This is a genomic window from Polynucleobacter sp. P1-05-14, assembly GCF_018881675.1.
GTDB lineage: Bacteria > Pseudomonadota > Gammaproteobacteria > Burkholderiales > Burkholderiaceae > Polynucleobacter.
Window position 1 is genome coordinate 1 of the sequence record NZ_JACVPV010000017.1, and the last position, 24,673, is coordinate 24,673.

General features: G+C 45.2%; 28 protein-coding genes. 15 read left to right on the forward strand and 13 right to left on the reverse strand.

The features are described 5' to 3' along the window. Window positions 1-172: 172 nt before the first annotated feature. Window positions 173-598: a PAS domain S-box protein gene (locus ICN37_RS07535; protein ID WP_216156260.1), complete on the forward strand. Its 426-nt coding sequence runs from the start codon at window positions 173-175 to the stop codon at window positions 596-598. A 476-nt stretch (window positions 599-1,074) separates the two neighbouring features. After that, entirely contained in the window at window positions 1,075-1,842 is a 768-nt protein-coding gene (locus ICN37_RS07540) for a metallophosphoesterase (RefSeq protein ID WP_216156263.1), read from the forward strand. A gap of 29 nt (window positions 1,843-1,871) precedes the next feature. Here ICN37_RS07540 and ICN37_RS07545 read toward each other — a convergent pair whose 3' ends face one another. The 8 genes from ICN37_RS07545 to ICN37_RS07580 all read right to left on the reverse strand — a co-directional run bounded on the left by ICN37_RS07545 (window position 1,872) and on the right by ICN37_RS07580 (window position 9,270). Next, window positions 1,872-3,179: a type II toxin-antitoxin system HipA family toxin gene (locus ICN37_RS07545; RefSeq protein WP_216156266.1), complete on the reverse strand. Its 1,308-nt coding sequence runs from the start codon at window positions 3,177-3,179 to the stop codon at window positions 1,872-1,874. Beyond that, entirely contained in the window at window positions 3,179-3,535 is a 357-nt protein-coding gene (locus ICN37_RS07550; RefSeq protein ID WP_234397328.1) for a helix-turn-helix transcriptional regulator, read from the reverse strand. The genes ICN37_RS07545 and ICN37_RS07550 overlap by 1 nt, the downstream gene beginning before the upstream one ends. A 243-nt stretch (window positions 3,536-3,778) precedes the next feature. Next, window positions 3,779-4,327, reverse strand: coding sequence for a hypothetical protein (locus ICN37_RS07555; RefSeq protein ID WP_216120886.1), 549 nt, complete (start codon window positions 4,325-4,327; stop codon window positions 3,779-3,781). A gap of 64 nt (window positions 4,328-4,391) precedes the next feature. Then, on the reverse strand, window positions 4,392-5,216 hold the full coding sequence (locus ICN37_RS07560; protein ID WP_216156269.1) for an SDR family NAD(P)-dependent oxidoreductase: 825 nt from the start codon (window positions 5,214-5,216) through the stop codon (window positions 4,392-4,394). Continuing rightward, window positions 5,217-5,960, reverse strand: coding sequence for an SDR family oxidoreductase (locus ICN37_RS07565; RefSeq protein WP_255538489.1), 744 nt, complete (start codon window positions 5,958-5,960; stop codon window positions 5,217-5,219). It abuts the gene before it with no gap. Beyond that, a complete protein-coding gene (locus ICN37_RS07570) occupies window positions 5,960-6,739 on the reverse strand; it encodes a citryl-CoA lyase (protein ID WP_216156272.1) in 780 nt (259 codons plus the stop codon). The genes ICN37_RS07565 and ICN37_RS07570 overlap by 1 nt, the downstream gene beginning before the upstream one ends. A gap of 23 nt (window positions 6,740-6,762) precedes the next feature. Then, complete coding sequence (locus ICN37_RS07575) at window positions 6,763-8,271, reverse strand: class I adenylate-forming enzyme family protein (protein WP_216156275.1); 1,509 nt, start codon at window positions 8,269-8,271, stop codon at window positions 6,763-6,765. A gap of 6 nt (window positions 8,272-8,277) precedes the next feature. Beyond that, window positions 8,278-9,270: a tripartite tricarboxylate transporter substrate binding protein gene (locus ICN37_RS07580; protein WP_216156277.1), complete on the reverse strand. Its 993-nt coding sequence runs from the start codon at window positions 9,268-9,270 to the stop codon at window positions 8,278-8,280. Window positions 9,271-9,504: 234 nt separating this feature from the next. Between ICN37_RS07580 and ICN37_RS07585 the strand changes: the two genes are divergently transcribed. The 6 genes from ICN37_RS07585 to ICN37_RS07610 are packed head-to-tail and all read left to right on the forward strand — an operon-like array spanning window position 9,505 to window position 11,512. Continuing rightward, window positions 9,505-9,684, forward strand: coding sequence for a hypothetical protein (locus ICN37_RS07585; RefSeq protein WP_215363607.1), 180 nt, complete (start codon window positions 9,505-9,507; stop codon window positions 9,682-9,684). Window position 9,685: 1 nt separating this feature from the next. After that, window positions 9,686-9,985, forward strand: coding sequence for a hypothetical protein (locus ICN37_RS07590; RefSeq protein WP_216156280.1), 300 nt, complete (start codon window positions 9,686-9,688; stop codon window positions 9,983-9,985). Window positions 9,986-10,008: 23 nt separating this feature from the next. Next, a complete protein-coding gene (locus ICN37_RS07595) occupies window positions 10,009-10,470 on the forward strand; it encodes a Smr/MutS family protein (RefSeq protein ID WP_216156283.1) in 462 nt (153 codons plus the stop codon). A 47-nt stretch (window positions 10,471-10,517) separates the two neighbouring features. Further along, a complete protein-coding gene (locus ICN37_RS07600) occupies window positions 10,518-10,859 on the forward strand; it encodes a YqjD family protein (protein WP_215322035.1) in 342 nt (113 codons plus the stop codon). 6 nt (window positions 10,860-10,865) lie between these two features. After that, complete coding sequence (locus tag ICN37_RS07605; protein ID WP_216156286.1) at window positions 10,866-11,234, forward strand: phage holin family protein; 369 nt, start codon at window positions 10,866-10,868, stop codon at window positions 11,232-11,234. Further along, window positions 11,231-11,512 carry a YqjK-like family protein gene (locus ICN37_RS07610; protein ID WP_215322038.1) on the forward strand — a complete coding sequence of 94 codons (282 nt, stop codon included), beginning with the start codon at window positions 11,231-11,233 and terminating at the stop codon, window positions 11,510-11,512. The genes ICN37_RS07605 and ICN37_RS07610 overlap by 4 nt, the downstream gene beginning before the upstream one ends. A 3-nt stretch (window positions 11,513-11,515) precedes the next feature. Here the strand turns inward: ICN37_RS07610 and ICN37_RS07615 are convergent, their stop codons facing one another. Further along, window positions 11,516-12,034 carry an adenine phosphoribosyltransferase gene (locus ICN37_RS07615; RefSeq protein ID WP_216156288.1) on the reverse strand — a complete coding sequence of 173 codons (519 nt, stop codon included), beginning with the start codon at window positions 12,032-12,034 and terminating at the stop codon, window positions 11,516-11,518. Between the two features lie 11 nt (window positions 12,035-12,045). On the opposite strand from ICN37_RS07615, the gene ICN37_RS07620 reads away from it, so the two are divergent. The 7 genes from ICN37_RS07620 (at window position 12,046) to ICN37_RS07650 (ending at window position 20,136) form a co-directional block, all read left to right on the forward strand. Then, entirely contained in the window at window positions 12,046-12,612 is a 567-nt protein-coding gene (locus tag ICN37_RS07620; protein WP_216156291.1) for a 5'-methylthioadenosine nucleosidase, read from the forward strand. 152 nt (window positions 12,613-12,764) lie between these two features. Then, window positions 12,765-13,253: a MarR family winged helix-turn-helix transcriptional regulator gene (locus tag ICN37_RS07625; RefSeq protein WP_215322043.1), complete on the forward strand. Its 489-nt coding sequence runs from the start codon at window positions 12,765-12,767 to the stop codon at window positions 13,251-13,253. After that, window positions 13,250-14,728, forward strand: coding sequence for an efflux transporter outer membrane subunit (locus ICN37_RS07630; RefSeq protein WP_216156294.1), 1,479 nt, complete (start codon window positions 13,250-13,252; stop codon window positions 14,726-14,728). Before ICN37_RS07625 ends, ICN37_RS07630 begins: the two co-directional genes overlap by 4 nt. A 20-nt stretch (window positions 14,729-14,748) precedes the next feature. Beyond that, the gene (locus tag ICN37_RS07635) at window positions 14,749-15,717 is read left to right on the forward strand and encodes an efflux RND transporter periplasmic adaptor subunit (RefSeq protein WP_216156298.1); all 969 of its coding nucleotides are present in this window, start codon (window positions 14,749-14,751) and stop codon (window positions 15,715-15,717) included. 9 nt (window positions 15,718-15,726) lie between these two features. Further along, window positions 15,727-17,259 carry a DHA2 family efflux MFS transporter permease subunit gene (locus ICN37_RS07640; RefSeq protein ID WP_216156301.1) on the forward strand — a complete coding sequence of 511 codons (1,533 nt, stop codon included), beginning with the start codon at window positions 15,727-15,729 and terminating at the stop codon, window positions 17,257-17,259. 114 nt (window positions 17,260-17,373) lie between these two features. After that, on the forward strand, window positions 17,374-18,528 hold the full coding sequence (locus ICN37_RS07645; protein ID WP_216156304.1) for an alkane 1-monooxygenase: 1,155 nt from the start codon (window positions 17,374-17,376) through the stop codon (window positions 18,526-18,528). Between the two features lie 9 nt (window positions 18,529-18,537). Continuing rightward, window positions 18,538-20,136 (forward strand): GMC family oxidoreductase, encoded by a 1,599-nt coding sequence (locus ICN37_RS07650; protein ID WP_216156308.1) that lies wholly within the window; start codon window positions 18,538-18,540, stop codon window positions 20,134-20,136. A gap of 19 nt (window positions 20,137-20,155) precedes the next feature. Here the strand turns inward: ICN37_RS07650 and ICN37_RS07655 are convergent, their stop codons facing one another. The 4 genes from ICN37_RS07655 to ICN37_RS07670 are packed head-to-tail and all read right to left on the reverse strand — an operon-like array spanning window position 20,156 to window position 24,673. Then, the gene (locus ICN37_RS07655; protein WP_216156311.1) at window positions 20,156-22,414 is read right to left on the reverse strand and encodes a molybdopterin cofactor-binding domain-containing protein; all 2,259 of its coding nucleotides are present in this window, start codon (window positions 22,412-22,414) and stop codon (window positions 20,156-20,158) included. Then, window positions 22,411-22,863: a (2Fe-2S)-binding protein gene (locus tag ICN37_RS07660; protein WP_072582350.1), complete on the reverse strand. Its 453-nt coding sequence runs from the start codon at window positions 22,861-22,863 to the stop codon at window positions 22,411-22,413. Before ICN37_RS07660 ends, ICN37_RS07655 begins: the two co-directional genes overlap by 4 nt. 59 nt (window positions 22,864-22,922) lie before the next feature. After that, on the reverse strand, window positions 22,923-23,687 hold the full coding sequence (locus tag ICN37_RS07665) for an enoyl-CoA hydratase (RefSeq protein WP_216156314.1): 765 nt from the start codon (window positions 23,685-23,687) through the stop codon (window positions 22,923-22,925). 5 nt (window positions 23,688-23,692) lie between these two features. After that, window positions 23,693-24,673: a nitronate monooxygenase family protein gene (locus ICN37_RS07670; protein ID WP_216156317.1), complete on the reverse strand. Its 981-nt coding sequence runs from the start codon at window positions 24,671-24,673 to the stop codon at window positions 23,693-23,695.

The following is a 24,673-nucleotide window of genomic DNA, read 5'->3' on the forward strand; positions in this document are numbered from 1 at the left end:
TACATCCCCAAAAAGAGACCGCTATCTACTGTGACCGATAAGGAGCTTAGAATGATCCAAGACCGTTTAAACAACCGACCTAGAAAACGATTAGGATTTAAAACCCCCAATGAAGTATTTATGCAGTCCTTAAACCGTGTTGCACTTCGTGTTTGAATCTACTAGATTAAATATGTCAGACATCATAGATTTTAAGGCGCTAGTCAGTCATATTGGCGAGGCCGTGATCATTTCTGATCGGGATGAAAATATTCTCTTTTGGAATCCGTCTGCTGAGCGTATATTTGGTTATAGCTCAGACGAGGCCCTGGGAAAAACACTCAGCATCATTACGCCTGAGCGTTTTAGAGAGCGGCACTCTAAAGGGTATTTTCATACCATTCAGACTGGTGTAACAAAGTATGGAAATACTTTGTTAAGAGTTCCTGCGATGCATAAGGATGGGTGGTCTATCTCCATTGCTTTTTCAGTAAGCATGCTTTTTGATGATAAAAAACAACCTATTGCCATAGCTGCGATTGTCCGCGATGAAACTGAACGTTTTCAAGAAGAGCGTAATTTGAAGGCCAAACTGGCAGCATATGAGAGTAGCGAGTAAAGCTCCAACACTAAGATTGCTATAAATTTGCTTGGTTTTAGCCCTTTTGTTTCTCCTTCGCTATTACTTATGCCCATAATTTGCTTACCATCCCGCTTACCAGTGAAACATGGATTTTAGTAAGTTTGAATGGATTACTCGGGAGTAGAGTTTACCTTCTAAGCCATATGGGCAAGGGGTTTAATGGACATTGGTAGGCTTTATAATAGGGTCAAAATCTAGATCTCGTCTCCGCCATCACTTTTGGCATTTTTTCTCTTTTTGCTATATGCAACAAAGACTTAGCCCCCTAACCGGGGCTTTTTCTTTATCACTCCCGCTTACCGGTACGCTTACCACCTAAACAATATGTGATTGCAAATATGTGGCTAATACCAATTAAGCTAACAATCGCTTATTACATCCTGATGGTAAGGTTAATTTATTGAATACACTAGATTTCAATCTAAAGGTCACGATCGAGTCTTATCAAAATTATGAAACTTCATGTACTGAGTGATTTGCATCTAGAGTTTGCTGACTTTACCCCTGCATCAAATACGGCAGATGTTATTGTTCTGGCGGGTGATATCGGCCTTCGCGCGGAAGGTGTAACTTGGGCTAGGAAATCTTTTCCTGATCAAGAAATTATTTATGTGGCTGGCAACCATGAGTTCTATGGTTCTCAGCACTCTCATGTCATTGAGGACATCCAAAATACATGCGCAGAAAACGACATTCATTTCCTGGATGACGATGCGATTGTGCTACGTGATCTCCAATTAAATACTCCCGTCCGCTTTTTGGGAGCTACGTTGTGGACGGACTTTTTATTATTTGGTGAAGATCTTAAATCTAAATGCTTATCGTATGGTGAGCTTTACTTAAATGACTTCAGAAGAATCCGTGACGGAGGTAGAAATTTTTCTCCAAAAAAGTCTATCCAACTACATGGAAAGTCACTGGCTTGGCTGCAAAAAGAGTTAGAGAGTCCCTTTAATGGCAAGACGGTAGTGGTTACTCATCATCTACCCTCAATGAGCTCAGTAGCAGAGCGATATAAACCGGATCTACTGTCCGCCTGTTTTTCATCCGAGTTAGCCCATCTCTTTGGAAAGATGTCTTTATGGATTCATGGGCATACGCATGACTCCTGTGATTATCAAATGAATGGCACTAGGGTGGTTTGTAATCCTCGCGGTTATGTGCGATCTAATCATGCTGAGAACCCAGCATTTAATCCATCTTTAATAATTGAAATCTAGTTACCCACTATGCGCTTCATAATGAGATCTTAGTCTTTGGCTAAAGTCTTGATTAATTCAGCGCTGCAAATATCATCGATATGCCTAAAGGCTAGGGAGATTTCTTCGATTTGATCTGCAGCAATTCCAAGGCTCTCGAAGTGAGTTTTCCATTGCCTAGTTACTCGCCATACACGATCGATAATGTCGCTTGCTTGCTGTGCGGATAGGCCAAAGCGCTCTTTGGCACCATAGGCATTATCGAGTGTGGCCAATTTACCTTGTGGTCCAACGCCTAGATGTTGATAACGCTCACTTGCAATGACTGCATGAGGCATCACGTCATAGAGTGGACTCAGGCTCCAGCCTTTAAGTGCATGGCTCCATAAGAATGCATGATTGCGTAGATGATCATCATCATTACTAACAAAAATATTAAAGATCATGCGTGCATATAGTTCTTCAATATCAGCTTTGACTGTTTGAATCACGCAATATCTGCGGATAGCATCCGCAATATCCATATAACTTTTTGTATTGGATTCTGATTCGTGACAGGCAACTAAGGTGAGGGCACTAACGACATGATGACGAATTTCTATTGGCCGAGCAAAAGCAGTCCAAGAGCGATCAAAGCGTTTGACCATCAACACTTTTTTCTTGCCAACTTGTTCTAATTGCGTTTGCGCTACATTAAGACCGGCTAACTGCGCAAGTTTGAGTGTGGCGTATTCAATGCTTGGTACATCTAAAGCGCCATCTGTATTACCTGGGAACTTAGCCATCCATAAAATGTTTTCATCATCGCGCACGCTTGCCTTAGGACGCATGCCCCCAAGACCGCTACCCACAATCAAAATTTTGGATAGTGCTTCTGATACTGGCAAGCCCGCCTCAATCTTCTGTGCACCCTCGAGTACGTATGACAGATTGTGAATACTTTCGTGAGCAGGGCGCTCCTCTTGATCTAAAGAAGATCGAATGTCTAAAGCCCCAACACGATCACTGCCTGCTTCGATTAGATAGGTTGATTCTGGCAGGCTATTGGCTGGAACCTTAAGCCTAGCTTCAATGACTCTTCTCCCCCAAGAATCAGGAGCAGCATCCCGAATTCCACCAAAAGTCTCTAAGCCGTTAGGTGGAATGAGGCGCTTACCTTTGATCTCACTTTTACTTCTAAGGCTAAGAGCGACTGGATCCACTTCTTGTGCGTTGCTCCTATCTAAGTAACGCAAGCCATAAGCAAATGAAGAGGCAATAAGTCTTGAGCCTTCCTCATCCACTTGCAGTTGACCTGCTGGTACAAATTGCCCATCAAGATTGGCAAAGGCAAAAAGATCCTTAGTGGTATTGGCCATCAGAAATCAAGCGCTTTCATTTCCGCTGCACTTAAATCACGCACGCGTTGTGGACGTGAGCGACGCTCTAAAGCAATGATCGCAGGATCATCTCCGCTTAATAGTTGCAATAAGTTCATGCCTGGAGCGATTGCATCTAAGTAACGCAGGAGCGCGCCAATGGCTACACCAGGATCACCCTTTTCAATGCGCTGTGCAGTAGCGCGAGATAGGCCGGCACGGACTGCTGCCTCACCTTGGCGAACACGACGCGCAAGACGCAAAGAAACAAGGCATTGCGCTATTTCAGCGGATTGGCCAAGTTGCTTTGATGCTAGGGTCAGTTCTTGATCTACGCGCATAGTTGCCTCATGCATTTTGTTAAGTATGAGGCGTTAATATGCCTGTTTATACGCCATAGGTCAATAAATATGACTCATAAATGAGTCTTTAAGTGTTTTAATGACCGATTTATAAGTCATTTAATGATTTACAGTAGAAAATTTAGGCTTGTAATTCCGTCAAAGGGACACCTCTTTACCGGACAGATTCTCCGCCAGTACTTAAAAATAAAGGGGCTCTATGCCCCTTTATTTATTTCAATCACACTGATCGAGCTATCAATTAAATCCATTCACTGCCTGCATATAACCTTGGATATATTGTGGCGACACAAAAAGCTCAGTTTTCATTCCATTCTTAGCGGATAGGGTGATGATGAAACCCTTCTTCATCTTATCCTTTAGGAATGCCTCGGGCAATTGGATAGAGACGACTTCTCTAAAGATGCAACCTCTGTCACCACAAGCGCCAGCTTCTCTACCAACCACTTTAAATGTCGTAGCAGGTGTGTTTTCTAGCATTGCGGAATCGTAATAACGCCATTGTGAGAAATACGTTAGTTGCGCATTGAGCTCATAAGTCTTTGCCCCTTGTTTAGGCTGTTCAGTTTTGAGGCTAAACATCTCATAAGTATTGGTCGCATCCATCGTATTGATAGGTGGGCCTTGATAGGTTTTCCCACCAGTTGCTGAATTAGGCGTGATGATGGTCGAGTGATAGACATCATTCACTTCCCAGCCACTAATTTTTTTATCATTCATATTGCAAGCAACCAGAACAGCGCTAATTGCTAGCAATAAAACAACTCGGTAGATGATTCGATGCATATAAAGCTCCTAAAGAATCATCAAATCATACTATCCCTTAAGCTCGGGGCTGGAATTCTGGGACTTAGACGTATTTCCCGGTGAGGCCGCCATCAACCACCAGCTCAGTGCCTGTAATGTAGGCTGCGGCATCTGAGACCAGAAAGGCGCAAGCGTGTGCCACATCCCAGGCTGTGCCAGAGCGTCCCATGGGTACCTGCTTATCACGTGCGGCACGAGCCTCATCTAGACCGTTTTCAGAAAACATCTTCGCTATGGTATGGGCAATACGTGGAGTATCTATTAGGCCCGGTACTACTGTATTGGCCCGAATTCCTTTATCCGCATATTGTTGAGCAATCATCCGAATAAATTGGGTATTAGCAGCCTTGGTAACGCTGTAGGCGAGGTGAGGGTAGCCTAAATAGCGCATACCAGCGACCGAAGAGATGGCAATGATGTTGCCGGTACTGCGAGATGCCATTTCAGGCAAGACCTCTTGGGCTGCAAGTAGGAGGCTACGCACATTTACCTTGTGAATGCGATCAAAATCTTCAGCGCTGGTTTCCATTGGTCCGCCAACTTTGCCAATGCCCACGTTGTGATGCAGCACATCAATAGGACCAAATTGTTTACGAGCTTCGTCAAAGAGTCTTGTTACATCAAGTTCTTCAGAAACATCCCCAACAAAAGTTTCCGCTATACCGCCTTCATTCAGAATAATCTTGGTAGTTTCTTCTGCAGATGCTTGATCTCGATCGACTACGCAGACCTTTGCGCCTAAACGAGCATAGGTAACACATGAGGCTCTACCAATACTCCAGCCGGGCCCAGCAGATCCACCGCCAGAAACGAAGATTACTCGATTAGTGAGATCCGTTGGTAAACCAGGAGGATGTTTACTTTCCATTTATTGGCTCAGTCCCACTGTCATGCCGCCACAAACATAAACAACCTGACCAGTAGTAAAGCCGGCGCGATGATCCAGTAGTGAAGCAACAATATGGGCAACTTCGTCTGGTTGGCCAATACGACCTAGCGGGACGCTATCCAAGATACGTTGTGTAGCAGGTGCGCCAGGTGGATTGGCGCTTTGAAAGAGTTCTGTAGCAATGGGGCCTGGCCCAATGGCGTTCACCGTGATGCCATCGCTGGCCAGCTCTAAGGCCAATGTACGAGTCAAGCCTAGCAATCCCGCTTTCGAGGTTGCATAAGAAATTCGTTCTTCTTTACCCAAAGCTGCGCGACTGGCGATATTCACAATGCGACCAAAATGAGCGGCTTTCATCGCGGGGAGTACGGCTTGTGCACAAATAATGGCTGCTGCAACATTAACGCTCATAACCGCTTGAAGATCTGCAATCGTAGTCTTCTCGATTGTGGCGGGGCGCACGATTCCTGCGTTATTGACTAAACGAGTGATTGCAAATTGAGACGTTATCTTGGTTAATGCATCACGCAAAACTTTTTCATCTGCCACATCTACTTTGATGAAGGTTTCATGCTCAGCAATATTGCCAGGGACTTCTTTATCAAGGTTAATTACATGCATGCCATCCGCAATAAGGCGCTCTGTTATCGCACGCCCGATGCCGCGGCTAGCGCCAGTGACTAATACACATTCCCTGGTTGATTTGACTTCAGAAACCATCATTAGCCAATCTTATTGGCGCCATCCACAAACGGAATGGCATTTTCAATCGTGTCCCAAATAAATCGACCAGATGGGCTTTGTTGCTCCTCAACAATATGGGCCACTAAGCCAGCAGAGCGGGAGATGACCGCAAAGCCACGCATCACAGCTGTAGGAATGCCAATCTCACCCAATAGGGCGGCAACCGCACCAGTGGCATTAATCGTAATGGGGCGACCAGCCACTTCATCCACTGCTTTAGATAAAGTTTCTAGCGCACGAATATGATCACCTTTGAGTTCTTTCTCAGCGCGGCCCATGTCTAATAGCTTGTAAGCACGTGGATCTAGCGGCTTATGCAGGTGATGACCAAAGCCAGGCACTGCGCCTTTTATGCTCTTGTAATGTCGCGCAATCAAAAGGGCTTCAGCATGTTGGTCTTTAGAGGCAATAATCCGATCTAGCAAGGCGGAGCAGTTTTCCATTGTGCCAATAAAGGAACTACCAACAGCCAACAGGCCTGCAGATACAGCCCCTTGAAGGCTCTCTGGAGCGCTCATATAGATCAAGCGTGTGGCGATTGCACTGGGCGTTAGGCCATGCTCCATCAGCACAATGAGCACCACATCAGTAATGCGAATATCAACACCTCGAGGCTGTCTACCCAGAATCTGCATCAGCATTACTTCGGTGAATGTTTTCTTACCCATCAAATCCTCTACTAAATCCGCATCGCGATAATGCAAGCTAGTGAGAGTGTGAGTACACAGACTGGTAACAGGAGTTTTTTTGGTAGTCATAAGCTAAAAGGATTAATTATTGCCTAAGCAGGCGTTTGAAGTTTCTGAATCACTGCACTTTTCAGTAATTTACCCACATTGGAGCGAGGCAAGCTTTCGTAGAAGTGAACGTGTTTTGGAGTTTGTACTGGCCCCAATAAATTTCGAACAAAAGCAATCAGCTCCGCTTCATCTGTTTTTTGTCCTGGATGCAATTGCACTGCAGCTTGAACAGTTTCACCCCATTTTTCATCAGGGAGACCGAAGACAAGGCATTCGTGAACAGCAGGGTGCTGACTTAAGGCATTCTCAACATCCACTGGGTAGACATTAAATCCGCCAGTAATCACGATGTCCTTGAGGCGATCCTTGAGATACAAAAACCCACGTTCATCAATCAAGCCACGGTCACCAGTATGAAGCCAGCCATTGATAATGGTTTCAGCGGTTTTCTCAGGCATGCGCCAATAGCCGTTCATGAGAAGATCACCACGGGCAACGACTTCGCCGATTTCACCGGTAGGCAATAGTTCGCCTTCAGGAGACATGATGGCCACATCACTAAACCAAGTAGGTCTGCCAACGGCTGCCCAGTTGTTGGGATCTTCAAAATCCTCAGGTCGCATGACCGTCAAAATTTGCGGTGCTTCGGTTTGACCATAGGTCGTGCCCAATACCGGACCAAAGAAATCACGTACCTTACGAACCTGTTCTGGAGGCATTGGTGCACCGCCATAAATCAGTCTTCGTAACTTTGGATAATCATCTCTGGATGCATTAGGTAATGCCATCAACATATAAACAAGGGTTGGCGGCATGAAGCAAACAGTACCGCGTCTTTCACGAAAAGCAGTTCTGACTACCTCTGCGCCAGCACCATCCAAAATCACATGACAGCCACCTTGCGCCAAGATCGGAACGATATAAGTAGATGTGCCATGGGTAATTGGTGCTGCAACAACATAGCGCTCGTGCTCATCAAATCCCCATACCTGAATCTGATTGGTGATGTTTGCCAACCAAGCGCGATAGGGCTGCATAACTCCTTTAGGAGCGCCAGTTGTCCCCCCAGTAAATTTGATCGCCTGAATTGCATCTAGGGGTAATTCAAAAGAAGGCTGCGGCGCATCTTCATGCAATTGAATTAATTCGTTCATACTCCGCGCAGAAGCATCAGAGGCAGTGCCTGTATAAACCCATGCCCCTGCAGCGCCTTTAAGTAATGCTTGATTAGTGGCATCCAAAATCACAATAGAAGGCTCGGTGACATTAACAATACGCTGAATCTCAGGGTGGGTGCTCTTAGGGTTCAGTGGTACCCAGACCTTGCCACAAGCCAAAATAGCTAATAAGGCAGTAATGTGATCAGCGCTATTACCAGCACATATAGCAACACGACTCTGAAGGCTGGGGTCTAAAGCTGTGAGTCCTGCGGATAAGGCTTTAACGCGCTTCGCTAGGGTGGCGTAATGAATCGGGCCACTCGGTGTATCAATGGCAATGCGATCGGGCCAACGTTGTGCGGCCCTCCAAAAAAAATCAATCGGAAACATAATGAGTTATTCGGCTTTAGCGCCCGAAGCCTTTACAACTTCTCGCCAGCGTTTAACTTCGGTTGCTTCAAATGCAGCCATTTTTTCTGGTGAACCAGGCTCTGGTGTTGCTGCCAATTCTTGAAGTCGCTGTTTAACTTCAGGGGAGTTGAGTGCTTTATTTAAGGCGGCATTTAATTGCATGATGATCGGCTTCGGCGTTCCAGCTGGCGCCACCAATGCAAACCAAGACTGCACATCAAAGCCAGGATAGCCTGACTCAGCAATAGTCGGGACATCCGGTAAAAACGGGGAGCGTTGAGCGCTAGTAACTGCAATCGCACGAAGTTTTCCGGCCTTAATATGAGGCAATGCAGAGGGCGCGTTGTCAAACATGGATTCCACTTGACCACCAAGCAAATCGGTCACTGCAGGTGCGCTGCCTTTGTATGGAATATGGAGCATTTGAATTTTTGCTTGCATCTTAAACATTTCACCAGAGAGGTGAATAGATGATCCGCTACCAGAGGAGGCAAAGGTTACGCCATCTTTCGCATCTTTAGCATAGCGCACGTATTCTGCAAGCGTTTTTACTGGAAGATTTGGATTCACTACCAAAATATTCGGAATCTTAGCAATCATGCCGATCGGCTCAAAATCTTTGATCGGGTCATAGCTTAAATTTGGATAGAGCGTAGCGTTAATCGTATTAGCAATCGAGAAGGCGTAAAGCGTGTAACCATCAGCCGGTGAGCGAGCCACAATTTCAGCGCCCACGTTGCTGTTAGCACCAGGACGGTTTTCTACCACGATGGATTGACCTAAGGTATTGCCCATGCCGACTGATACCAGGCGGGTCAATACATCAGTTGCACCACCGGCCGAATAGCCAACAATAATTTTGATGGGTTTGGTAGGCCAAGCAGCTGTAGATTGTGCTAGGGCCGGAATCGAAGTAACCGTGATGAGCGCAGCAAAAACAGTCAGCAAGCCTTTTTTAGGCGTGAAATGTAAAGACATATATCTCCTTCAATTATTAGGGTGCTTTAAGACGATCTTAAGAAGCCCCAAATTTCTTATTTATTCAGTATTTATAACACCAAAGTGGCTTAAACGCCCTAATGTAGCCGCAGTTATAGCAACGATCGCAAATCTCTTTTATTAGGGTATCTCATTACTATATTATTAAACTTCACAACTTCACAACTTCACAACTTCACAACTTGTGATATAGTGCTACGACTGGGAGATGAAATGAAGAGAGAGATACCGAAAACACATCAAGCCTTGGAGTGGGTGGGTAAGGGTATGACCGCTGCTCAAGCGGCCAGAAAGATGCAGATTTCAGAATCCAGTGTGTATGCCGCCCTTAGAAAGACAAAGGCGAAAGAAGTGGGCTGTTGTCCAACATGTGGTCACAAAATAAGGAACTAAGATGAAAAAGACTCTATTAGCAGCTGCAACAATCACTGTTGCTGCATTCGCTTATGCAAATACATCGCCGTCAGATTCTTCTGAGTTAGTAAATCAGCAGTGCAAGATATCTGCTGAAGCGGTATCCACTTTGAAGGGTCTTCGTTACGGCAATACTGCAATCCGCAAAGATGTATCTACATTAATTAATTCCAGCCTTAAGACTCCAGAGAATCGCGAGCTGGCGCAGAAGACCTTGAACCTCATGGTTGACGATAAGACAGCTGATACACGAGGTTTAGAGGGTAAGTACTGCTCTTAAGGAGTTCAGTCTGATTTTGTAAGGTGGCACATAACGCTGAATGTCCTGATTGTGGAAATATGCGGGCATTGTTTAATCAGTGTCCGCATTGCGGTTCTGTCAATTTTCCTATCTTAAGCTCAGATACGATTGAGCTCAATATTAAGCAAGATGGGCCATATGTTGAAGAGGCCCTAGATCGCCTAACGGACATCCTACGAAAATCATTAGAGATCGGAATCAAGGCCATCATATTGATTCATGGATATGGATCAAGCGGTGAAGGTGGTCGAATTAAGTGGGCTATCCATGAAGCGCTTGAAAATAACCGTTACTCTGACCGAGTTGCTGAATACCATTTTGGCGAAGATGTAGCCTTTGGTAGTGAGTCCTATTATGCCTTGCTGAAACGCCGTCCTGGCCTAAAGCGATATCTCAAGCGCTTTAAAGAAGGTAACGCTGGTATGACAGTTTTATTGCTGGGATCTCAGGTTAGAAGTGCTTAGAATAGGGTTATTGGTATTTATGCCTCATCTATTAGGGATCCATTTCCATGACTACTAAGAAACTCGAACATTCAGATTTACATGATGAAAAGCAAGTTGGCGCAGAAAGCCTTATTAGTGAATTCAAATCCCTGATGGCTGATGCTGAAGCTTTAATCAAGGCAACCGAAGATCATCCAGGTGCGGCCATTAGCTCCATTCGTAATAAAGCCCTTGAAACTCTCGCAGGTGCCAAAGAGAGCCTTTCAGGTGTCGAGGGCAAGATGATTGAGAAAGCGAAGGTAGCCGCTGAAGGTGCGGATGATTTCGTGCATCGCAATCCTTGGGAGGCTGTCGGTGTTGCAGCTGGTCTAGGTTTGCTGATTGGCTTATTTATTGGACGCCGTTAGACCCTTATGTCTCAAGAAAATTTACTTTCCTCTATCAAAGGCCTTGCATCAACTGGTGCATCGATAGCGCAAACGCGCTTAGAGCTCTTATCTCTGGACGTGCATATCGCCAGAAGTAAATTCATCAGCTTGCTAGTGATGATTATCGGCGCCTTATTTTTTTTATTCTTTGGTTTAGTGATGCTCGCGTTGCTAATTGTTATTTACAGCTGGGAGACGGACCGAATACTGGCCTTAGGCTTATTGACCGCAGCCTTTTTATTGGTTGGTCTGGTTTTAGCGGCGCTGATTGCTCAATCACTACATACGATGCCTAGACTATTTGAGGCCTCAATTGCTGAATTAGCAAAAGATCGCGAAGCGCTTTCAAAATGAGTGAGTATTTAAAAGCTTTGGAGCTGCGCCAACACCAATTGAAGCTTCAGGCGCACCGTGAGCGCACTGAGTTTGCTGAACATTTTGAGGCTTGGGAAAAGCCTCTCTCATGGGCTGATAAAGGGGTTGATGCTGTCAACTTCCTAAGGAGTAATCCGATCCTATGGACTAGTGCATTTGCAGCCTTGGCACATTACAGGCCTAAGCTGGCAAGTAAGGCTCTTGCAGTGGGTTGGGGTGCCGTGAAGGTTATCAAGAGCGTTAAAAAACTGCTCTAGCTTCTAGCTTTTTAATACTGACTGATGGCGAATGCCCGATTGATTTAAAAGATCACGGCCATTTAGGAAAGTAATTTCCAGCAAGGTAATTGCACCACTGACTTCAAAGCCAGCACTGCGTATTAACTTATCAGCAGCCACTAAGGTTCCACCGGTAGCAAGAACATCGTCAAGCAGTAATACTCTGGCATCTTTAGGGAGGGTAGATTGCTGAATCTCTAGAGCATCATTGCCATACTCAAGACCATAAGCTTCACGATGACTAGCTAAAGGGAGTTTGTTAGGTTTTCTAGCCAGTACTAAGCCCCTGTGTGCGTGATGGGCTAGGGCAGAGCCAAAGATAAAGCCGCGAGACTCAATGCCTAGAATGTGGGTGTAATCAAATTGCTGGGACACCTCATCTAACTGACGAATAGCTTCTTTAAAGGCGGCTGGATCGGCTAATAAAGGGGATATATCCCTAAAGAGAATGCCGGGTTTTGGAAAATCAGGAACTCCGGGTAGATAATCTAATAAATTCATAAATAGCCAATATGAAAACAGAACTTCTTATTATTGCCGCATTAGAGTCCGAGCTCAAGCGTGAAGCTCTGCCAAGTGGGGTGGAAATTGTGTATTCAGGCGTTGGCAAAATTAATGCTGCCATAACCAGCATCAAAGCCATTCACCAATACTCACCAATGAGAATATTGAATTTCGGTACCGCAGGGAAAATCAAAACAGAATTACAGGGTCTACTAGAAATCGGTAAGGTCATTCAGCGCGATATGGACGCTGAGCCACTAGCACCCCGCGGCAGCACTCCTTTTTGCGCTAGACCACAAGAGTATGTATCTACCGGAAGATTTATCTGTGGCTCTGGTGATAGCTTTGTGACGGCATCCGATCCTTGGTTGCATAGCCAAGGTGTTGATGTTGTTGATATGGAGCTATTTGCAATTGCTGCGATTGCACATGATCATCACATACCTTGGCAATCATTTAAATACATCACCGATGAAGCTAATGAAGACTCTGGGGAAGACTGGCAGGCGAAAGTTCATCTCGGCCAAGAACTCTTTTTGGCGGCTTTAAGTCAGGCTCTTGCTAACGATTCCTAGTTACCTTATTCCTTAATTTGAGCCCAAAATTACCCTAAAAGCACCTAAGTAAGGTTTTTTTACCCTCATCAAGCTTGTGGTGATTTCTGCTGAGTCGCACCGGCAAAATAAGTTCTTGTGTTATAAAATTCACTGACTAGTCAATTAGTTTTATGAAAAATACCAGCCCTTCACCATCCTCTTTCTACACCCCAGATAATTACCGCCCCCAGGGGAGTGTGGCTTATTTGATGTTGCGTAACAAATCAAGCTATCAACGCCTAGGTGATTTGAGGCTGGCAGATCTTGGTATTACTGCAGCGCAGATGAGCGTGTTGCTCCTCGTTTCACATTCTGAAGCGGCTACGATTTCTTCCTTATCGCAAGCGTTAGGAGTTAATGCCGCAGCAACAGTGCGCGTGGTTCAAAAACTGGAAAAGATGAAACTCATACAAAAAGAGCCCTCCAAAAAGGACGGACGTGTAATTGGCCTATCGCTCACTGCTGACGGAAAGAAGGCGGCAATATCGATTCCACCACTGTGGTGCGATCTATTAAATCAGTCATTAAATGGCTTTACGCAAAAAGAATTTGATCAATTACGCGATTTCTTATTGCGAATTGAAAAAAATAATTTACAGCAACTTGAGGTGAGCTCATGAGGCGCTTAGCTTGGGTATGTAGCGTAGTCCTAGTGACGTCCATAGGCTCTCTCCTATCGGCTTGTGCCTTTTTTCCTAGGCAGGCGTTGCCTGAGCAAGCTGTGAAATCCATTGATGTGCTTGAGCCAAAGCTGGCTACACAAACCAATAGCAATAACAGCAGTACTAATCCTATTGAAGATGCATGGTGGACGGCATTTGGCGACCCCCAGTTAAATCAATTGATTCAACTGGGGCTTAAGCAGTCTCCTAGCTTGGATACATCAGGCGCAAGGATAGCGGCAGCCCAAGCGATGTTAGAGAGTGAAAGGGCGGCATTTATTCCTCAGGTAAGTGTTGGAGGTCAGGTTGATCGACAACAACTTTCACAGAATTATATTTTTGTGCCTGGCATGCCTATTTACACCGGATACGGACTAGCCAATGCTTCACTGAGTTGGTCTCTGGATATTTGGGGAAAGCAAAAGAAGTATTTTGATGCCGCCAAGAATCAGGTACTTGTTGCTCAAGCAAATTACAAAGCCTCAGAACTTCTTCTCTCGACAACGATTGTGCGCGTTTATTTTGACTATGACCATATGGTTCAGGCTCGAGCACTTTATGCGAGGGAGCTTGAGGTCAAAAAGAATTTACTGCGTATTGCCATTGACCGCCAGCACGCAGGTCTAGTTGATGCGTTGACAGTAAATCAACGCAAGGTAGAATTAGAGTCTGCTCAAGCTAATGTAAATCAGTCTAATTTGAGTGTGAAGATGATGCAGCATCAACTTGCTGCTTTGGTTCAAGAGGGCCCATCCTGGGGTGAATCGCTCAAGGCCCCATCGATTCAGGCAACCAATCTTAGTCTCCCCGAAGTTATCCCATCCGATCTATTGGAGCGCAGGCCTGATTTACAGGCATTGTTAAGTCAGATTGATGTAGCAAAGCTGCAATTAGAAGGTGCAAAGTTAGAGTACTTGCCGGACGTGAATCTTGCAGGTTTCATCGGAGTTCAATCATTTGGCTTATCCCAACTTTTTTCTAGCAGAAGTCAGCAATTTAGTATCGGCCCTGCGATAAATCTGCCAATCTTTGATGGCGGCGTAATTGATGCCAACGTAACCGGCAAAGAAGCGAATCGAAACCAAGCGATTGCCTCATATCAGGAGCAACTAGTACAAGCTTTGCGTGAGGTTGCCGATAGCATTGGATCTGTGAAGAATACACAGGCTAATTATGAGGGCTTCGCTAATGCCGAGATAAACGCCAAAAGAAATTTTGAAATTACGCGCAGTAGAAGCGAGGTTGGAATCGCCTCCAAAGAAGCGTCTTTAACTGCGGAGCAGGCTTATCTGTTGCAGGGGCAAAACTATGCAGATGCTAAATCCAAACTGTTAACTGCCAATGTGGTGCTGGTTCAGGCCTTAGGCGGATCTTATCTTCAGTCTAAATCTGAATCTAGAACTCAAGCGAAATTAAGCGGACAAACTCAATAAGTATTTCACTCGGAATATCCATGGACACTACTACAAACAATGGCGGTTTTAATCGACCAAAAGCTTTCAAGATCTTTTTCGCGATCCTGGTTGGCGTCTTTCTTTTAGGACTGCTGTACTGGCTTATTTTTAGCCGTAATTCAGAATCTACTGATGATGCATATGTATCAGGATCGCAGATTCAGGTTGTATCTCAAATAGAGGGGGCCATTGCTACTGTCAATGTTTCTGAAACCCAATCTGTCGAGGAGGGCCAAACACTCTTTAGGATTGATCCTACAGAAGTAATGATTGCTTCAGAAAAAGCAGATATTGATTTGCGTAATGCGGAGGCTGATTACCAAAAACGTAAGGCCTTACAAGGCGATGCCAGTGTGTCTAAAGAGGAGCTGGAGCATTCCCAGTTGGCCTTGCTAAAAGCGATGGCTAATGCACGCCAAGCCTACATTAATCTACTTCGAGTTGATGTCCAAAGTCCAGCTAAAGCCACAATAGCAAAACGGTATGCTCAAGTTGGCCAGCGTGTAGCTCCAGGCACTCAACTGGCAATGATGGTTGCTGGCGATCAGATTTGGGTTGATGCCAATTTTAAAGAAGACCAGCTTAAAAATATTCGCATTGGACAGTCAGTCAAATTGGAGTCTGATATCTATGGCGGAAAGATGGAATTTCATGGGAAAGTCGTTGGCTTCGCCCCTGGAACAGGTTCCACTTTAGCTCTTTTGCCACCTCAGAATGCCACAGGAAATTGGGTAAAAGTAGTGCAGCGCTTACCTGTGAGAATCGCGCTGGATAGTAATGAGTTAAGTAAGTACCCCTTAAATATTGGCTTATCAATGAATGTTAAAGTCGATACTAGTGATCGCGATGGTAGTTCACTACAGGCGATGGATAAAGGTCCCATTAGTGACACTACTATTTATCAAAAGCAATTTGATAAAGCTGAGCGCCATATTCAGTCTCTATTGACGAACTCTAAGAAGCCATAATTAGCCCTTATGAGTGCGCCTGAGCTAGAGCCTCTTAAGGGATATAAGCTGGTACTTGGAACCTTGGCTTTTGCCTTGGGATCCTTTATGAACGTTCTTGATATGTCCATTGCAAACGTTGCTTTACCAACGATTGCAGGAGATTTTGCTATTAGCCCAACTCAAGGGACCTGGGTCATTACTTCCTACGCAGTTAGCGAAGCTATCTTTTTGCCATTAACCGGCTTTCTAGCCAAGAGAATTGGCGAGGTACGTCAGTTTATCTTTGCCACAATACTTTTTACGATAGCTTCAATGCTGTGTGGGTTGGCGCCATCCTTCGAGGTGCTGGTCATCTCGCGCATCTTGCAAGGCATTGTTGGCGCTTCAATGATTCCGCTTTCCCAAACCTTGATCATGAAATGTTATCCGCCAGCAAAGCGGGGTATGGCATTGGGTATTTGGGCGACAACTACCATAGTGGCGCCTGTATTAGGGCCCTTAATTGGTGGCTGGCTTACCGATAATTTGGTGTGGCGTTGGGCTTTCTATATCAATTTGCCATTTGGCATTTTGGTTGCTGTGATGGTTTACTGGTTGTATGGGGCTCCAAAGCCTGAGCCCTCTAAAGAGAAAATTGATCTTATTGGCATAGCGCTACTAGTTGCTGCTGTCGCCTCGATGCAAATTGCACTTGATAAGGGTAGTGAATTAGATTGGTTGTCATCATCATTCATTGCAACTTTAGCAACGATCTCCTTTATCTCTTGGGTCGCCTTTGTTCTCTGGGAGTTGGGGGCAGAGCACCCCATTGTGGATTTGCGCTTATTTAGGCTGGTGAACTTTCGTACCTCTGCCATCTGCTTGGGGATAGGATCTTTTGCCTTTTACATCTACATTGTGATCGGCCCTTTATGGCTGCAAACCCAATTGGGCTATACCGCATTTAACTCTGGCAAGGTCATGGCAATCACTGGAGTATTGGCTTTATTTTGTGGCCCTTTATTTGGGGCCAATATCCATCGTATTGACGCGAGAATCATTGCCACTATTGGATTTGCCGCCATGGCAATTGGGTGCTGGATGGCTGCCGGCTTTACAACTGGCGTCGATGAAAAAACACTGATGTTTGCTCGCCTCATTATGGGTGTGGGTATTGCAGGATTCTTCATGCCAATGTCTGCAATTTCTATGTCACAGCTCAGGGGGAGTCAAATTGCTTCTGGTACGGGTATCTCTAACTTTTTAAGAAACGTGGGTGCCAGTGTAGGAACAGCGGTTGCCACTACGCTCTGGCAGGACAATGCGATTAGACAGCATGAGAACCTCATGAGCAATATTCAGACGGGGAATCTTGCATACCAACAATTGATGGAAACAACTGCCAAACTCGGCATGACAGAAATGCAACGATACGCCTTGATCGATAACTTGGTTACCTCTCAGGCCTACATGCTTTCAACCAATCAGCTAATGCTATTGGCAGGACTCATTCTGGTGGCGCTGATGCCCCTAATTTGGTTATCTAAACCTCCATTTGGATCAGGCCTTGTCGGCCATTAATGAGGCTTTAATGCTGCGTCATTAGGGACTCTACTGAGATGCTCCGAACACTGCATCCCAAAAGGCGGGCCATCCAATCAAGCAATTTTTGTGAGTGGAGGCTAAGATGTAGTTATGAATGGCATAACAACAACCCAAAATCCAGAGTGGAATGATAAGCGCTGGCTTTGGTTATTGAGCCCAACTATTCCATTTGCTTTTACCGCTTCTATTCTGGCATTCGTATTGACGGGTCAGTGGCTTTATTTGCTTTTTGCCCCCGCCATCATTCATATCGCCATACCAATCTTGGATCTGACTTTTGGTGAAGACTTTAGCAATCCTCCGGAATCCGCTGTTGAGAACTTGAATAAAGATTTCTTTTATCGTGCGTTGGTTTGGCTCTATGTTCCCTTTCAGCTCATTGGCACAGTCTATGGAACTTGGTTGGCAGCGACTCAGTCTTTAGATTGGTATGCCTACATCGCCTTAGTATTTACTGTGGGATCTACCAATGGTATTGGCATTGGAACTGCTCATGAGTTAGGGCATAAACAAGAGTCCGTAGATCGCTGGCTTTCTAAATTGGCATTAGCCTCCAGTATGTATGGCCACTTCTTTGTGGAACATAACCGCGGCCATCATAAGCGGGTGGCAACACCAGAGGATCCTGCTAGCGCCCGTATGGGGGAAAGTTTTTGGGCATTTCTGCCGCGTACTGTATTGGGCAGCCTAATTTCCGCATGGGAATTAGAGCGAGAACGCTTAAAAAGAAAAGGGAGGGTCGTTTGGAGTATTCAGAATGAAAATCTCCAAGCTTGGTCTCTCACGATTCTCTTGTACGGTGCTCTCATATTTTGGTTGGGATGGGCAGCCCTGATCTTTCTTGCCCTTCAGGGCATCTACGCTGCCTCCATGTTGGAGGTTGTGAACTATGTAGAGCACTACGGACTATTGCGTCAAAAAGATCAAGATGGTGAGTACGTGCGCTGTGCACCAGAGCACTCTTGGAACAGCAACCATATAGTTGGAAACATTTTGCTGTATCACCTACAGCGCCATTCTGATCATCATGCTCATCCAACTAGACGATATCAAGCGCTGCGACATTTTGATAAAGCACCGCAATTACCGGGTGGGTATGCATCCATGATTACCTTGGCTTACTTTCCACCATTATGGTTTGCCTTGATGGATCATCGTGTAGTCAAACACTACACTGGTGATCTAAGTAAAATAAATATTCAGCCATCGGCCAGCAGAAAGCTATATCAGCGCTGGTGCAATTAAGGAGACAGCATGACTTCACATAGCTATGACTATGTTGTGATTGGCGGAGGATCTGGTGGCTCAGTTGTGGCAGGGCGCTTAAGCGAAGATGCCAGCACCTCAGTGGTGCTACTAGAGGCGGGCGGCAAGGGCGATAGTTGGGTTGTGAAGACTCCGGTAGGCGCTGTTGCTATGCTGCCAACCCCATTAAACAACTACGCTTATGAGACCGTAAGGCAATCGGGCTTAAATGGACGTCGTGGATATCAACCCAGAGGAAAGTGTCTTGGAGGCTCCTCAGCAATTAATGCAATGATTTATATCCGCGGCCATAAATCAGACTATGACCACTGGGCGGAATTAGGAAATGACGGTTGGTCATATCAAGATCTACTACCTTATTTCAAAAAAAGCGAAAATAACGCCGCTATAGCTGATGAGTTCCATGGAAATGATGGCCCTTTACATGTTTCCAATCTTCAATCCCATAATCCCTTTCAACAATATTATTTGGAGGCCGCTAAAGAAGCTGGCTTTAAAATTAATGATGACTTCAATGGTGAGGAACAAGAGGGTCTGGGTATCTATCAAGTAACCCATAAAAATGGGGAGCGTTGGAGTGCTGCGCGCGGCTATATTCATCCATATATGGGCAAGCGCTCTAATTTAAATGTTCAAACTGGCGTTCAAGTCGAGCGCATATTATTCGAAGGTAAGCGTGCAATGGGTGTGAGTTACAACCAAGGCGGCAAGCACCATATCATTCGCGCAAACAAAGAAGTCATCCTGTGTGCTGGAGCCTTTAATTCCCCTCAATTGTTAATGGTGTCTGGAGTGGGACCTAAAAAAGAACTGCAAAAGTTTGATATTCCACTGGTACATGATTTACCGGGCGTTGGTCAAAACTTGCAAGATCATCCCGACTTTATCTTTGGTTATTCTGCGGATAGTCTTGATCTAATTGGCATTTCACTTGGTGGCACCGTCAAAATCACGGGTGAGATTATGAAGTATGTGCGCTCTCGCGAAGGCCTGTTGGCGACTAACTTTGCCGAAGGAGGCGGATTCTTGAAAACAGATTCCAGCTTAGAGGCTCCAGATGTGCAGTTGCATTTTGTAGTGAGTCTAGTAGAGGATCATGCCAGAAAACTCCATATGGCTCATGGATACTCATGTCACGTTTGCGTTCTTAGGCCAAAGAGTCGCGGTCAAGTGACATTAGCTAGCGCAAGCATGAATGAAGCCCCCTTAATTGATCCTGGTTTCCTAAAAGATGATGAGGATCTTGAAACTTTAGTTAAAGGCTATAAATTAACTAAAAAATTAATGGATGCCCCAACGTTTACTAAGATTCGTAAGAAAGATATTTTTACGCCTTATGTAAAAACAGATGATGATATTCGTCAAATTCTTAGACAAAGATCAGATACCGTATATCACCCGGTGGGTACCTGCAAAATGGGTAATGATCCAATGGCAGTTGTCGACTCCCAATTAAAAGTGCATGGCATTGATGGTCTTCGGGTAGTTGATGGATCCATCATGCCGACCCTCATTGGCGGTAATACCAATGCCCCTATCATTGCTATCGCCGAAAAAGCAGTTGATCTTATTCGGGCAGAAGCTTAAATAAGTTTCATTTTGAAAACTAGACTAATAAAGGTAGCTTTCGGATGCGATTGCCAGTCAATGCAAATAAGGCATTACTTAAGGCTGGTGCAACAGGAGGGACCCCTGGTTCACCCACGCCTGCTGGTGCCCTAGTGCTCGGCACGATCCAAGTCTCTACCTGGGGTGACTCTGACATGCTCAATATTGGATAGTTATTAAAATTTGTTTGCTGAACCACGCCATCTTTGATATCTATCTTGCCGTACAAAGCTGCTGTTAATCCAAAATTGACTGAGCTTTGTATTTGCTGGGCAACCGTATTGGGATTGATTACTGTGCCACAGTCAATTGCGCAAACTACCCTGTGGACCTGAGGTTTTCCATTCTGAATTGATGCTTCAACAACTTCCGCCACAATCGAGCCAAAGGATTCATGGAGTGCAATTCCTCTAGCGTGACCACTTGGAAGAGGCCCACCCCAATTTGCTTTTTTGGCAGCCAGCTGTAAGACTGTTAAATAGCGCGGCGCATCTGTCAGCAAGGATTCTCTAAAGGCTAGTGGATCTTGTTTAGTAGCATACGCCAATTCATCCATGAAACTTTCTAGGAAGAAGGCATTTTGAGAATGACCAACGGAACGCCAATAACCAATTGGTACACCCATATGGGTTGGTATATGGGATATATGTTGATTAGTAAAGGCATACGGAAAGTCAAACAGTCCTTCTGATGCTGTTTTATCTGGGGCATCAATTGGGCCAGCCAATGGAATGGAAACACGTTCCATCCATCGAGGGGTAATGGCATCACCAGCAGAGATGATGCGCAAGCTTTGCACTTGACCTTTTTCATTGAGGGCCGCTTTGAGCTGCGTGGCTTGCATTGGTCGATAAAAGTCGTTAGCCATATCTTGTTCTCGTGACCAAGTTAGCTGAACTGGTTTACCGTCTGTAACCATGGCAACTTGTACGGCTTGGGAGACAAAATCAAGCTCTAGGCGTCGTCCAAATCCACCGCCCAATAAAGTCACATGAACATTTACCTTCTCAACAGGAACATTGGCGATTTTTGCAGCCATTGCTCTCGCTAGTCCTGGAATTTGAGTCGGGACCCATACATCCACTTGCCCATCTTTAACCTGGACAGTGCAATTCATTGGCTCAAGAGTTGCATGTGCCAAGTAGGGGGCAGAGTAGCTAGCTTCGATAATGTTGTTGGCTTTTTTCTCAGCCTCATTTGTGTCGCCTGTTTTATAGAAAGTAAAACCACTATCCGTTTTTATATTTTCGTGGAGTGTTTTCAATATTTGATCGGTATTAATGGCGCCATTTTTTCTCTCGGCCCACTGCACTTTGACTTGTTTAGATCCTTGCATCGCGTCCCAGGTTGTTTTGCCAACAACGGCAAAACCATTGGCTGATCCTGCATGGCTCTTGAGTGGAACGATACTTATCAATCCTGGTACATTTTGGTTTGTGTCTAGCTCCCTCACACTTCCACCCATCATCGGCGCTTGAACGATGGTTGCATAAAGCATGTTTGGCAGTCTGATATCTATGCCAAATATTGCTGAACCATCTGTCTTTGATGGGATGTCCACACGTTTCGCACTCCTGCCAATTACCTCCCAGTTTTTGCGATCTTTTAACGTCACTTCATATGGCGTGAGAGCTGCAGCCTCTTTAGCAAAGTCTCCAAAGTGAGCTGATTTGCCACCAGGGCTAATAATTTTTCCATTTATTACCTGTAAATCTTTGGCGGGTACATTCCATTGCTTGGATGCAGCCATCAGTAGGCTGGCTTTTGCTGTAGCTGCAGCATAACGTAAATTGAGCCACGAATCCGCTACTGAAGTAGAGCCGCCAGTAGCATTGATACCTAATTCACGAGCAACTTTGCCAACAAGCCACTCACTACTTTTCATAATGAAAGGTTTTTCACCGTCATTGACGACAGGATGGAGCGGCAGGGCTCCCATAAAAAGTGCTACGTTGCCATAAATGCCGTCATAAGCAGCTTGGTGAAGATAAATGCTGGCCATTGGGGCGTTTAACTCTTCTGCTACAAGCATCATCAGGGCATTAAAAATACCTTGTCCCATTTCACTTTTATTCATAGCCAGACCCACGCTACCATCGGGTGCAATCTGAATCCAGCCATTCAGAGAAATAGCCCCATCTCCAGTCAAGAAATTATCAGGACTTCCAAGTCGTGATCTGGCTGGGAGGACGCCCCATCCCACAATGAGCGCACCTGCAACACCAAGTGTGCTGAGGATCATCGTCCGGCGCTTCATGCTCGCTCCTTTGCTGCGGTATGTATGGCAGCCTTGACTCTTTGATACGTACCGCAACGGCAAATATTGGACATCGCTTCATCGATATCAGCATCGGTTGGCTTAGGTTTGCGTGCCAATAAATCTACAGCGGCTAATAGCATGCCACTTTGACAATAGCCACATTGTGGAACTTGTTCTTGAATCCAAGCAGCTTGAAGAGGGTGGGGCTTTTCTGGGGTGCCTAAATATTCAATAGTGGTAATTTTTGCGCCAGAGACACTTTCCACCGGGGTTACGCAGGAACGCGTAGCTCGACCATTAACGAGAACAGTACAAGCTCCGCAAGCGGCTATGCCGCAGCCATATTTCGTTCCAGTCATATTCAAAACATCGCGAATAACCCACAGTAGGGGCATGCTAGGATCTACCGTCAGCTCAACTGATTTATCGTTAATGGTTAATTGCATATTTTCTCCCGAATTGATAGATCTAGGAATGCTACATTCTCAAAAACTAAAAATCATTACTAATCCAGCCCATCAAAATTAGGAGCGCGCTTTTCTAAAAAGGCGGTCAGAGCCTCTTTCGCTGCAGGACTATGAAGCCTATCAATGAAGAGTTTGCCCTCAATATCAATTTGATTGAGTACTGCAGTCTTCAGAGCGCCATCTTTCAATAGTGACTTAGTGCGTAAAACAGACCCGAAGGAGAGGGAGGTAAGTTTTTGAGCTTGCAGCTCTGCATAAGGCAAAGCGGATGGCTCTGTAATTACCTTGTTTGCAAATCCAATTTGCTGTGCATCGTCAGCGCTCATGGGTTCGCCAAAAAGCAATATTTCTGACGCTCTTTGATGACCAACGAGGCGTGGAAGTAATAAAGAGATGGCGCCTTCTGGAACCAATCCTAGCGAAACAAATGGAAAAATAAAGCGTGCATCCTTTTGAGCGTATACCAAATCACAATGAAACAGTAATGTCGCCCCTATACCAACGGCAACACCATCAACCGCAGCGATTAACGGCTTAGTTAATCCTGCCAGCACTTTCAATAGGTTAATGGGCGGGGCATCTTTATGAGTAATGGGGGATTGCATGAAATCAGCAATATCATTTCCGGCAGAAAAGGCATTGCCAGCCCCAGATATCAACATCACTTTTACTTCGGGATTTTGGTCGCCATCAGACAATATCTGCGTAAGCTCACTATACATGGCATTGGCGAATGCATTTTTTTTCTCAGGACGATTCAGTAGTATCTTGAGGATGCCATCCGATAGATGATGATTAATCATGTCGTCTATGCTGTACCTTTAAGCAAATTCGCTTTAGTTTGATCATATTCAGCCTTTAAGCGACTTACAAATTGCGCTGTAGGTGTAACCGCTTTCACGGCGCCAATACCTTGACCGCAACCCCAAATATCCTTCCAGGCTTTCTGAGCTGCGCCACCAAAGTTCATCTTGCTTGGATCGCTTTCGGGGAGATTGTCTGGGTCCAAGCCGGCATTGCGTATAGATGGCGCTAAATAGTTGCCAGATACGCCAGTAAATAGGTTGCTCAAGACAATATCGTCTGAATTGCAATCAACCACCGCTTGCTTATACGCATCACTGGCACGAGCTTCCTCGGTAGCGATGAATGCTGAACCAATATAAGCATAGTCAGCGCCCATTGCCTGAGCAGCTAAAACAGCGCCACCAGTAGCAATGGATCCACTTAAAACTAGCGGGCCTTTAAACCACTCCCGAATCTCCTGAATCAATGCAAATGGGCTTTTAATGCCAGCATGTCCACCAGCGCCAGCTGCAACAGCAATTAAGCCATCAGCACCTTTTTCTATCGCCTTTTTAGCAAAGGCATTATTGATAATGTCATGCAATACGATTCCGCCATAACTATGTGCGGCAGTATTAATTTCTTCACGAGCACCTAACGAGGTAATGATGATGGGTACTTTGTATTTGACGCACAGAGCCATATCATGTTCAAGGCGATCATTGCTCTTGTGCACAATTTGATTGATGGCAAAGGGTGCGGCAGGCTTTTCAGGATGTTCTTTGTTGTATAGATCCAATGCAGTTGTAATTTCAATCAACCATTCTTCAAACTGCTCAGCCGGCCTCGCATTAAGTGCGGGCATAGAGCCAATCACTCCCGCTTTGCATTGGGCAATTACCAATTTAGGATTGCTGATAATGAATAGAGGCGCTGCAATGACGGGTAAATTACCATCCGCCAAATGTTTACGAAGAACTTCTGGAAGAGATTTATTGCTCAT